A 10,258-nucleotide genomic window follows, 5' to 3' on the forward strand; every position below is an offset into this window, starting at 1 on the left:
CACGGCGGCGAAGCGCAGCGGGCCGTTGCCGTCGGCCACCAGCAGGATCAGCGCCGCCACCGGGGCGAGGGCGACGCCCGCCCAGAAGAGCATGGTCAGCAGCGGTGGTTGACGCCGGGCGTCGGGGGTGGCCGGGGCTGGCATGGATGTGCAGCCTACCCACGATGTCCGGCGGAGGGAACGGGTCCCCGGGACGCGCGGACGCCCCCGCCCGGTCGGGGGCGGGGGCGTCCACAGCGCGTGCGGGGAGGGCTCAGCTGGTGGCGAAGGCACCATCCGAGGAGAAGATCAGGCCCACGCTGATCGAACCGTCGCGCAGCCCGCTCTTGGTCAGCGGCCCGCCCTGGTCCAGCGAGGAGAACTTGCCGACCGACAGCCCGTACGTCTTCTCCAGGCCCGGCTTGCAGAACGGACGCTGCTCGCACTCCGGCGGCCCGCCCAGCACCGTCGCGCTGCCGGAGCACTTCGCCGCCAGCTCGGAGAGGGTCCGCACGCCGTACTTGTCGGCGAAGGCCTGGGTCACCGCGAAGGCGTTCTGGTCCTGCGCGGCGGCCGGGGTGCCGAAGTTGAGGCCGGCCTTGTCGCCCTCGGCCTTGAGCGCGGTCACCGTGGTGTTGATGTCCGGCGAGGAGATCGGCTGGGCGTTCTGGCCATTGGCCTTGGTGTTGAGGAACTCGGCCATGGTCGCCGCGTACTCCGGGACGACCTGGATCTCGCCCTTCTCCAGAGCCGGCGCGTAGAGCTCCCGGTTACCGATTTGCTGCACCTTGACCTGGTAACCGGCGGCGGTGAGCGCGATCCGGTACAGCTCGCCGAGGATCTGACTCTCGGCGAAGTTGCCGGCACCGACGGTGATGTCGCCGCCCGGGCCCTTGGCGATGCCAGCGGTGAGGTTGTTGGCGGACGCGAACTCCTCGGCCGCCACCTTGGGGGTCTTGCGGTCCTCGTTCACCGCCTTGTTGAGCTGGATCAACTTCGGGGTGTCGAGCGCGGCGGAGACCTTGTCCAGTGCCGCGATCAACTGCGGGTTGGCCGCCTTGCTGTTGACCGCCGGAATGACGTTGTCGGAGTTCTGGAGCTTCTTGTCGTCCTGCAGAGCGATGAGCTGCTGACCGGCGACCGGGGCGCACCCGGCGCCGGAGGCGCTCGACTGCGGTGCGTCGGTGCCGGACGAGCCGGCGTCACCGCAGCCGGTGAGGAGCGCTGCCCCGGCGACGGCGCTGACCGCCCCGATCGCCAGACGTGTACGTGCGCGCATGTGCCCGCCTTCCGTGTCCCGGCGCGGCCCGTCCCGGGCCGGCCGCGTGTCCGACGGGCGATCCTGACTGTCGGCCGCCCGCGAATATCCACCCAACATCCTCCGCAACCGACCGACAACTTGGGATGGACTTCGTCACCCCATCGTCACCGAACGAACCGGGCGGGGTGGTCAGTTCGACGCCGGCCCACCCCGACGGGTCACGCGCTGCCGGTGGCGTCGGCGGCCCGGGGGCGTCCCAGGCGCTGCCGCCCGCGTCGCAGTGGTTTGGGGGTGACCAGCCGTTCGACACCGCCCAGGACCACCTCGGCGAGCAGCGCGAGCCCGGCCACCAGCACACCGCCCGCGACGATCTGCCCGCCGCCGGCCGCGATACCGATCCCGAAGCCGGTCCGGATGATCTGGCCCAGGCCCCCGCCGTTGACGAAGGACGCCAGCGCGGCGGTCGCGATCACCTGAACCGCTGCGGTCCGGAAGCCGGCCGCCAGATAGGGCACGGCCAGCGGCAACTCCACCCGGCGCAGCAACTGCGCGCTGGACAGACCCATCCCCCGGGCCGCGTCCCGGGCCTCCGGGTCCGCCTGCCGCACCCCGGTGTACGCGTTGGCCAGCAACGGCGGCACGGCGAAGACGGCCAGCGCCACCACTACCGGCGTCTTCCCGAAGCCGCTGGCGAAGACCACCGGCAGGATGGTCAGCAACGCCAGGGTGGGGATGGCCAGGGTCGCGTTGGAGATCAGCACCACCAGGCCGCCACCTCGGCCGAGGTGCCCGAGCCAGAGCCCGAGCGGCCAGGCCACCAGGCACCCGAGCGCCACCGCCAGGGCGGAGATCGTCAGGTGCTCGCCGAGCCGGTCCAGCATGCCGCCCGGGTTGGTCCAGTTCAGCGGGTCGTTGATCCAGGTGATCGCCTGCCCGATCGGGTTCGCCGCCATGATCACCGCGCCCTCCGGGGGGACCAGGGGGTCACCAGCCGGGCGACCAGGATGAGCAGCAGGTCGAGCACTACCGCGAGCGCCACGCAGAGCAGCGCGGCGGTCATGATCTCGGCCTTGTAGAGGTTGTTCTGGAAGCCCGCGAAAATCAACTGCCCGAGCCCGCCGTGCCCGACCAGCACCCCGACCGTGACCAGCGCCACCGTCGAGACGGTCGCCAGCCGTACGCCGGTCACGATGCCCGGCAGCGCCAGCGGCAGATCGATCCGGAACAGGCGCCTCCACCTGCCGTAACCCATGCCCTCGGCGGCCTCGCGAACCTCCGGCGGCACCTGGTTGAGACCGGCCACCACGTTGCGCACGATCAGCAGCAGCGCGTAGAGGACCAGCCCGACCAGCACCGTTGTCGCACCGGTGCCCAGGTACGGGGCGATGAACGCAAAGAGCGCCAGGGACGGGATGGTGTAGACCACCCCGCTGACAGCGAGGATCGGGCCGGCGAGCGGACGGAACCAGTACGCCAGCACCGACAACGGCAGGGCGATCAGCACCGCGATCAACACCGCCCGCCCGGTGAGGGAGGCGTGTTCGCGCACCGCGGCGAGGATCGTGTCAGAGTTGTCCCGCACGTACTGCCAGGAGAACCAGGGGTTACCCGGGTCGGCCAGGTAGCTCAGGCGGAAGGACATACGTGGACGTTACCCCGGAGGCTGCCAGCGTGGCCCAGTCACCTCGCGCGGCGTCGATCTCCCTGCACGGCATCCAGAAGCGCTATCCGAACGGCACCGAAGCTGTCCGGGACCTCAGCCTGGACGTCCGGGCCGGCGAACTGGTGGTGCTGATCGGCCCGTCCGGCTGCGGCAAGTCGACAGTGCTGCGGATGATCAATCGCCTGATCGAACCGACCGCCGGCCGCATCACGCTCGGCGACGAGGACGTCACCGACGTCGACCCGGTGCGCCTACGCCGTCGGATCGGGTATGTGATCCAGAACGTCGGCCTCTTTCCACACCAGACGGTGCGGGCCAACGTGGCCACGGTGCCGGGCCTGCTCCGCTGGCCCAAGAGCCAGACCCGGGCCCGGGTGGACGAGCTGCTCGACCTGGTCGGGCTGGACCCGGCCGAGTTCGGTGGTCGCTACCCGCACGAGCTGTCCGGTGGCCAGCGTCAGCGCGTCGGGGTGGCCCGCGCACTCGCCGCCGACCCGGTGGTGCTGTTGATGGACGAGCCGTTCTCGGCCGTCGACCCGATCGTCCGGGCCCGCCTCCAGGAGGAGTTCCTGCGCCTTCAGGCCGAGGTGCGTAAGACGATCGTGCTGGTCACCCATGACCTCGACGAGGCGGTCCGACTCGGCGACCGGATCGCGGTGCTCTCCGCGGGCGGGCACCTGGAGCAGTACGACACCCCGGCCGCCCTGCTCGGCGCACCCGCCACCGAATTCGTACGCGAGTTCGTCGGCGCCGACCGGGGCATCCGCCGACTGGCGGTGACCCCACTGGACCGTGACGCGCTGGAGCCGGTGCCCGACGGCACCGCAGCGGACCTGCCCACCGTGACGGTGGACGGCTCCGCATACGACGCGCTGGCAGTCCTGCTCACCTCGGGCCGGGACCGGCTCCTGGTGACCGACGCCGGCCGCCCGGTCGGCACGCTCAGCCGACAGCGCCTCCTCGACCTCGGCCGACAGACCACCTGACCGACCCGACCGAGGCTGACCCCGCCTCGGTCGGGTCGGTCAGGCGCGACCGCCCAGGCTGGCGACGCCGATGATCCACCCGGTGAGGAAGCCGTAACCGGCACCGGTGCTGGCGGCCTCCAAAGCACCCAGCAGCGACGACGTCGGGCCGAACAGCGTCGCCAGCAGGCCCGCGAGCCCGGCGGCCAGCACGTACGCGGCCCAACCGGAGAAGAACTGGCTGACCGGGCCCGGCACCCGGGCGACCTGGGCGGCGGGCAGCAGGTAGAGCAGGGCCACCGCCAGGACCACCAGCAGCACGGCCCGCACGTCGGCGGCGAACAACCCGCCGGCCTGCCCGTCCGCGTCCAACCGCCAGGCCGGCCAGGCGAGAAGGCGCGCGTAGAAGGCACCGCCCGACTCCGGGTCGGTCAGGGTGGCGGCCCAACCGGTGTACGCCGGACTGCCGCAGATGCCGACCAGCAACAACACGGCCAGCGCGCCGGTGCCGGCGGCCGTGCCGTAGCGGCTGACCGGGCCGGACCGGTGCAGGAACGACGCCATCCGCCCAGCCCCCGCACCGTTGGATCGGGCGGACCTGGGCTGCCCCGGGCGGCTCAGTGCTTCATCAGGTAGTCGATGAAGGCGGCCCGCAGCAGTGGCGCCGACTCCTCGTACCCGTGACCGGTGAGCTCCCGCCACAACGCGTTGGCCTCGTCGATCGTCGGGCCGATCGAGTTCGGGGCGCCGTCCAGCACGGTGGCCTCGTCCGCGTTCGGCAGGTGGCGGATTACCGACCAGTAGAACTTGACGTCGCGACGCTCCCGGGCCAGGGCGAACGCCCGCTCCCGCAGTTCCTCGGTGGGCAACGCGTCAAGCTCTTCAAACGAGGTTCCGCCGGGGGTGGCGGCAGGTGTGTCGGTCATGTCGCCGAGCCTAACTGTCGAGATCAGCTCCGGCTCGGCGGACGCGACGCGGCTCACCGACCGTCGGTGTCCCACTGCCGCGGGCCGTCCTCCCAGCGCGGATCCCGCCACGGGTCGGCGGGCGGGGGCGCGGCCTGGGTCGGCAGGGTGGGCGGCCAGTTGTCGACCGACTGCTGCTGCGGCATCGTCCAACCCGAGCTGATCGTGCCGTCGCTGACCGGCTCGGGCTGCTCGGGGCCGCCCGCCCGGGGCCGCCCGAGCGTCTCGACCAGCCGGGTCGCCAGGAGCCCGACGCCGAGCGCGGCCCCGCCGACCACCCAGTTGCTCAACGTCCAGTCGCGTTCCGACGCGTACACCTGGAAGACGGCGACCAGACCGACCGCCAGCAGCGTGCCGAACACCCCGCCCCGGCGGCCGTACGCGCTGGTGCCGGCGAGCAGGGCCACGCCGACTGCCAGCACGGTCCAGTCCAACCCCGAGGTCGGCGCCACCGGGCCGGGGTCGTTCGCGGCGAGCAGCACACCGGCGAGAGCGGCCAGCACCGTGGAGACGACCAGCGCGACAGCGGTCACCACGGCGGCCACCGCACCCCGGCGGCGGGCCGCATCGACGACCGGCCGGTACCGGCCGACGAGCCGGCGGATCGCCCGGATCGCGCCGAACAGCCCACCGAGGACGGCCACCGCGGCGAAGCCGGCGAAGAGGTACCCGGCGCTTCTGGTCGGTTCGTAGTCACCCTGCACCAGCACGGGCGCCGAACGGCGTTCGATGTACACCACCACGGCGGCGGCACCGGCCAGGCTGGCGGCCCAACCCGGCACGTGCAGCACCACCACGGCCAGCGCCAGCACCAGCCCGCCCACCGCCGCGACCGCCACCGCCGGGCCGATCGACGCCGGCAGGCCCCGGTCACCCTGCTCGGCGTAGTGCAGCGCAGCCGCCACCGCGACCGGGCCGATGGCCAGGTTGGGCGCGGCCGTCCGCAGACTCAGCCCAGCGGCCAGTGCGAGCAAACCCAACCCGACCGCGTCGATCAGCAGGGTGCGCAGGTTGCCGTCGCGCACCGCGGCCGGGTCCTCCTGCCAGAGCAGCCAGCTCACGGCCGCCAGACCGGCCAGCAGCACCAGCTCCCACCCCAGGTGTACGCCGATCCGGTCCCGGCCGGGTTCACCGTGGGTGGGGTCGTCGAAGACGTTCTCCAGTACCGCGGCCGGCACCCCCGACGAGGGCTCGGCCGACCGGTCCCGGCCCGCTTCTTCGTACCCCATGACGCCGCCTTCCCGGTGGCCGACCGCCCCCGGTCCGGCGCACGGACGGACCCTGGGCGGCCTCGCTCTCTGATCGCAGGCACCGTACCCGCGCCCGCAGCCGGGCGTAACCCCCTGCTCAGCGCTGGCCGGGGCGGCTCTCGCGTGGGTCCTGCTCGCGCTCGTCGTCCGGGCGTTCCGGCACCCGGCAGGAGCGCTCCAGCCAGAGCGCGGCGCCGACCAGGGCCAGTGCGGCGAGCAGGCCCCCACCGGCGGCCGGTCGATCGTCCAGGGCGGCCCGGGTGGTCTCCACGAAGAGCCAACCGGTGAGCCCCGCGTAGAAGCCCGCGAAGATCGCCGCGGCCAGTGCCGACGCCTTGGCCAGCACCACGAAGCGGGCGACCATCAGCGGGTTGACCGGGTCCCGGCCCGGCTTGCGCTCGATCCGACCCCGCGTGTTGATCGCCGCGTACGCCTCCAGCACGGCGAGCCCGGCCAGCGTCACCACCGGCAGCCAGGGCAACCGGGGAATGCCGCTGTAGTAGAGGGTGCTGATCAGCAGCCAGGCCACCGCCGCCGCGGCCAGCCCGGCCACGACCAGTGTCGAGATCCGGGTGGGGCCCATCCGGGACCCGTCCGGGCCCGACCCGCGGGGTGGGGGCTTCGCCTGCGTCATGCCGGCCGGTTCCGCTCGGTCATGCCGTCGACTCTAACGCCAACTCCGGCCGCGGACGCAGTTCCAACGCCTCGTCCGCCGCCGGGCCGGTGGTCAGCAGGTCGGTCAGCCAGCCGTGACCGGGCAGCTGACCGTACGGCTGGATGTCGATCCACGGGCGCAGCACGAAGGCGCGCAGGTGGGCCCGGGGGTGCGGCAGGGTCAGCTCCGCGTCGTCGCTGAGCACCGGCTCGCCGTCGTCGCCCCAGACCGCGATCACGTCCACGTCGAGGGTGCGCGGCCCGAACCGCCGCTGCGGGTCCCGGACCCGACCGGCCGCACGCTCCGCGTCGCGGGCCCGCTCCAGCCAGTCGCGCGGGGTCGCGCTGTCGTCCTGGGCCAGCACCACCGCGTTGAGGTACGCGGGCTGGTCGGTGTCGCCCCACGGTGGAGTCTCGTACACCCCGGAGAGCACGAGCACCGCGTCGCCGAGGGTGGCGACGGCCGTACGCAGGTGCTCCAGCCGGTCGCCCAGATTGCTGCCGAGCGAGAGGACCGCCCGGGTCACCGGGCACGCGCCCGGGTCATGGTGACGGCCACGTCGGTGAGGGTGTGCGGCACCGGGGCCTCCGGCTTGTGCACGGTGACCGTCGCGGAGTCGACCCGCTCGTCTGCCAGGCAGACCGTGAGGAGCCGGTCGGCGAGGGTCTCGATCAGGTTGACCGGTTCCCCGGTCACCACCGCGACCAGGCGTTCGGCCAGCTCGCCGTAGTGCACGGTGGCGGTGACGTCGTCGGTGGCTGCGGCCGGGCCGAGGTCCAGCTCCAGGACGGCGTCGACAACGAAGTCCTGCCCCTGTGCGCGTTCGAAGTCGTACACCCCGTGCCGGCCGTGCGCCCGCAGGCCGGTCAGCTGGATCCGGTCCGTCGTCATCGCCGTACCTCGTGTTCGTGATCGTGTTGCGCTCGCCAGTGGTCGCGGGATGCGGCGGCGAGACGGGGGCTGCCGGTGGCGGCCCAGACGGCGAGCGCGTCGGTGGTGGCCCGTACGTCGTGCACACGTACGCCCCAGGCGCCCGCGGCGACCGCCAGCACGCTGGTGGCCACGGTGGCAGCCTCCCGCTGGGCGGTCGGTCGGGGCGTGCCGTCCGCTGCGGCGAGCAGGCCGCCGAGATACGACTTCCGGCTGGCCCCGAAGAGCAGCGGGTAGCCGAGGTCCAGCAGCTCCGGCAGGCGGGCGCTGAGCTCCCAGTTGTGGGCGGCCGTCTTGGCGAAGCCGAGCCCGGGGTCGACGACGAGACGGTCGGCGGCCACCCCGGCGGCCAGCGCCGCGTCGATCCGTTGGGCCAACTCGGCCCGCACGTCGGCCACCACGTCGGTGTAGGTGGCCAGCTCGCGCATCGCGCGGGAGTGGCCACGCCAGTGCATCAGCACCCACGGGCAGCGCGCGTCGCGGACCACGCGGGCCATGTCCGGGTCGGCCAGGCCGCCGGAGACGTCGTTGACCACGGCCGCGCCGGCGGCCAACGCGGCCTCCGCCACCCGGGCGCGGCTGGTGTCGACGCTCACCGTCACACCGGCGGCGGTCAGCTCACGGATGACCGGCAACACCCGCTCCGCCTCGGTCGCGGCGTCGATCCGCTCAGCGCCCGGACGGGTCGACTCGCCGCCGATGTCGACCAGGTGCGCGCCGGCGTCGCGCAGACGGACGCCGTGTCCGACGGCAGCGTCCAGGTCGGCGTACCGTCCGCCGTCGGAGAAGGAGTCCGGCGTGACGTTGAGGACGCCCATCACCACCGGGCCCGAGGCCCGCACCAGATCGGTCACGACTAGACGGTACCGGTCGCGGCAGCGGCGCCCAGCGACCCGGGTCGACCCTGCGGCACCGCCCCTGACGTGCCGATTAGAACAGGTGTACGATCGGTCATCCGGGCAGCATCAGGCAGGCCCTTCGCGGCTTGTCGCAATCCGGGGCGGCCCGTACGCTTTGGAATTGGCCAGCATCGAGATGGCGAAGCTTGGAGGGAGGGCCGAAGCGGGGGAAATCCGCCCAAACCTCGCCACCCTCCGTGGTGAGTAACGAACACAGGGTCAAGAACGCCATGCCCTGTGGAGCACTTTTCCCGCAAGGCTTGCCTATTGCACCGCCGCGGCACCGCCGGCCGCGCTATGGGGAGGTTCCAGTGATCGCCTTCGAGCTCATGGAGACGGCGTCGTCCGGCGTCGCCCACGCGCTCTCCACCCTGGCGTCGGCTCCACTCGCGGAGCCGGCACCGAAGGGGATCGACACCAACAGTGTCGTCACCTTCTTCGCCAGCAAGATCGCGCCGATCCTGCTCGCCGTCCTGGGCGTCATCTTCATCGGCCGTGCCAGCCGAGGTGAGATCTCCAAGGTGCTGACCAGCTCCGCGATCGCCATCGTCGGGCTCGCCTTCATCGCCGGCGCGGCAACACTCTTCTTCGTCGGCGATTACCTGATCGACCTGATCTTCGAATAGGCGCGTTCACCAGATGCGGCTGCGCACCGACGACGACATCTACCGGGCCCGCCTGGTCTACCTCGGGCCGCCCGGTTACACCCTTCCGGTCCACCTGCCCTACGCCCAGTACGGGCTCTTCATCCTGCTGGTCCCCCTCTACATGTTCATCCACTGGCTGTTCACGTTGACGGTCGAGCTCTTCCCGGCCTGGGAGATCGCGCTCGCCATCGTGACCACGTCGTTCATCTTCCGGCACGTCGACCCCGACCGGCCGGCGCGGGTGGTCATCCGCACCGCGCTGACCGACTGGCGACGCACCCGGGAGCCGGCGGTCGAGCAGCGCGATCCGCGTCTGGTCGGCAGCCGGATCAGGATTCGGGAGGAGCTGGCATGACCGGAAGCATGGCGAACGGTCCGTCACCGGACGCGGGCACGGGTCTGCCGACAGTCGCTGAGGCGGTGGCATGAGCCGCTCCTCCACGCCGGGTTCCCCGGCCGGCCGCCCAGGCGCGCCGGCCGGTCACCGTGCGCACTCATTCGACTACACCGAAGACGAGGACGAGGTCGCCCTCGACCCCGCGCTGGTGACGTCGCCCGGTCACGGTGCCGTCGGCGTGTTCCAGGCCCCCCGGCCGGTCCCCCGCCGGACCCCACCGGCCGAACCCAGCACCGTGTCGGCCGGTGAGAACGCCGACATCGACTCCCCCTTCCTGGACCTCTTCGGCGGCGGGGCCCGGCCCGGCGCGACCCGAGCCGTCACGGCCGGCCCGAGCACCCGCGAGCAACCGGCGATCCCGCACCAGCCGCCACCCACCGCTAGCCCGGCACCAGCCCGTGCGGTTCCCGAAGTGGAGCCGCCGTGGACGCCCGCCGACCAGCCCGGCAGCGGTGTCCGACCCGTCGAGGCACGCCACGGAGGCGGCCACCCGACCGAGTCCCGGGTGCCGCATCAGGCCGGCGATCGGCGGCCGATGCGGCGTCCGCCGGACGAGCCCGCCCCGGCCACCGGCCCTGGGCCATCGGCGGCGACCACCGACCCCGCCGGCCGGCCAGCTGGCGCCCCGCCGAGCCGACCCCCGGCAC

13 protein-coding genes and 1 pseudogene are annotated in these 10,258 nt (G+C 72.8%); 4 read left to right on the forward strand and 10 right to left on the reverse strand.

Translation table 11 applies throughout. The features are described from left to right. Positions 1-253: 253 nt before the first annotated feature. From KBX53_RS11095 to KBX53_RS11105, 3 genes are all read right to left on the reverse strand, one after another. Complete coding sequence (locus tag KBX53_RS11095) at positions 254-1,258, reverse strand: glycine betaine ABC transporter substrate-binding protein (RefSeq protein ID WP_210858986.1); 1,005 nt, start codon at positions 1,256-1,258, stop codon at positions 254-256. Positions 1,259-1,458: 200 nt separating this feature from the next. Continuing rightward, positions 1,459-2,193 (reverse strand): ABC transporter permease, encoded by a 735-nt coding sequence (locus tag KBX53_RS11100; RefSeq protein WP_210858995.1) that lies wholly within the window; start codon positions 2,191-2,193, stop codon positions 1,459-1,461. Between the two features lie 2 nt (positions 2,194-2,195). Further along, entirely contained in the window at positions 2,196-2,882 is a 687-nt protein-coding gene (locus KBX53_RS11105; RefSeq protein ID WP_210858987.1) for an ABC transporter permease, read from the reverse strand. A gap of 2 nt (positions 2,883-2,884) precedes the next feature. Between KBX53_RS11105 and KBX53_RS11110 the strand changes: the two genes are divergently transcribed. Continuing rightward, complete coding sequence (locus tag KBX53_RS11110; protein WP_210858990.1) at positions 2,885-3,889, forward strand: ABC transporter ATP-binding protein; 1,005 nt, start codon at positions 2,885-2,887, stop codon at positions 3,887-3,889. A 39-nt stretch (positions 3,890-3,928) separates the two neighbouring features. On the opposite strand, the gene KBX53_RS11115 is transcribed toward KBX53_RS11110, so the two are convergent. The 7 genes from KBX53_RS11115 to folP all read right to left on the reverse strand — a co-directional run bounded on the left by KBX53_RS11115 (position 3,929) and on the right by folP (position 8,522). Beyond that, a complete protein-coding gene (locus tag KBX53_RS11115; RefSeq protein WP_210858991.1) occupies positions 3,929-4,432 on the reverse strand; it encodes a hypothetical protein in 504 nt (167 codons plus the stop codon). A gap of 53 nt (positions 4,433-4,485) precedes the next feature. Further along, positions 4,486-4,794: a hypothetical protein gene (locus KBX53_RS11120; RefSeq protein ID WP_030327972.1), complete on the reverse strand. Its 309-nt coding sequence runs from the start codon at positions 4,792-4,794 to the stop codon at positions 4,486-4,488. Positions 4,795-4,847: 53 nt separating this feature from the next. Next, complete coding sequence (locus KBX53_RS11125) at positions 4,848-6,062, reverse strand: ABC transporter permease (protein WP_030327973.1); 1,215 nt, start codon at positions 6,060-6,062, stop codon at positions 4,848-4,850. Between the two features lie 118 nt (positions 6,063-6,180). Then, complete coding sequence (locus KBX53_RS11130) at positions 6,181-6,717, reverse strand: DUF3180 domain-containing protein (protein ID WP_030327975.1); 537 nt, start codon at positions 6,715-6,717, stop codon at positions 6,181-6,183. Positions 6,718-6,736: 19 nt separating this feature from the next. Next, complete coding sequence (folK, locus tag KBX53_RS11135) at positions 6,737-7,264, reverse strand: 2-amino-4-hydroxy-6-hydroxymethyldihydropteridine diphosphokinase (protein ID WP_030327977.1); 528 nt, start codon at positions 7,262-7,264, stop codon at positions 6,737-6,739. After that, complete coding sequence (gene folB, locus KBX53_RS11140; protein ID WP_210858993.1) at positions 7,261-7,629, reverse strand: dihydroneopterin aldolase; 369 nt, start codon at positions 7,627-7,629, stop codon at positions 7,261-7,263. Before folB ends, folK begins: the two co-directional genes overlap by 4 nt. Then, positions 7,626-8,522, reverse strand: coding sequence for a dihydropteroate synthase (gene folP / locus KBX53_RS11145; protein WP_030327980.1), 897 nt, complete (start codon positions 8,520-8,522; stop codon positions 7,626-7,628). Before folP ends, folB begins: the two co-directional genes overlap by 4 nt. Positions 8,523-8,878: 356 nt before the next feature. Here folP and KBX53_RS11150 point away from each other — a divergent pair, with 356 nt between their 5' ends. The 3 genes and pseudogenes from KBX53_RS11150 to KBX53_RS11160 form a co-directional block, all read left to right on the forward strand. Beyond that, complete coding sequence (locus tag KBX53_RS11150; protein ID WP_030327982.1) at positions 8,879-9,193, forward strand: hypothetical protein; 315 nt, start codon at positions 8,879-8,881, stop codon at positions 9,191-9,193. 13 nt (positions 9,194-9,206) lie between these two features. Beyond that, positions 9,207-9,569, forward strand: a complete 363-nt coding sequence (locus KBX53_RS11155; protein ID WP_030327985.1) for a hypothetical protein — start codon at positions 9,207-9,209, stop codon at positions 9,567-9,569. 70 nt (positions 9,570-9,639) lie between these two features. Continuing rightward, positions 9,640-10,258 (forward strand): annotated as a pseudogene (locus KBX53_RS11160) (hypothetical protein); the annotation flags it as partial.

This window comes from Micromonospora sp. M51, from assembly GCF_018070305.1.
In the GTDB taxonomy this organism is placed as follows: Bacteria; Actinomycetota; Actinomycetes; order Mycobacteriales; family Micromonosporaceae; genus Micromonospora; species Micromonospora parva.

Bases quoted from the DNA above. Each gene is read 5' to 3' on its own strand.
- KBX53_RS11095 (WP_210858986.1), bottom strand. From the start codon at position 1,258: ATGCGCGCACGTACACGTCTGGCGATCGGGGCGGTCAGCGCCGTCGCC.
- KBX53_RS11100 (WP_210858995.1), bottom strand. From the start codon at position 2,193: ATGGCGGCGAACCCGATCGGGCAGGCGATCACCTGGATCAACGACCCG.
- KBX53_RS11105 (WP_210858987.1), bottom strand. From the start codon at position 2,882: ATGTCCTTCCGCCTGAGCTACCTGGCCGACCCGGGTAACCCCTGGTTC.
- KBX53_RS11115 (WP_210858991.1), bottom strand. From the start codon at position 4,432: ATGGCGTCGTTCCTGCACCGGTCCGGCCCGGTCAGCCGCTACGGCACG.
- KBX53_RS11120 (WP_030327972.1), bottom strand. From the start codon at position 4,794: ATGACCGACACACCTGCCGCCACCCCCGGCGGAACCTCGTTTGAAGAG.
- KBX53_RS11125 (WP_030327973.1), bottom strand. From the start codon at position 6,062: ATGGGGTACGAAGAAGCGGGCCGGGACCGGTCGGCCGAGCCCTCGTCG.
- KBX53_RS11130 (WP_030327975.1), bottom strand. From the start codon at position 6,717: ATGACGCAGGCGAAGCCCCCACCCCGCGGGTCGGGCCCGGACGGGTCC.
- folB (WP_210858993.1), bottom strand. From the start codon at position 7,629: ATGACGACGGACCGGATCCAGCTGACCGGCCTGCGGGCGCACGGCCGG.
- KBX53_RS11155 (WP_030327985.1), top strand. From the start codon at position 9,207: ATGCGGCTGCGCACCGACGACGACATCTACCGGGCCCGCCTGGTCTAC.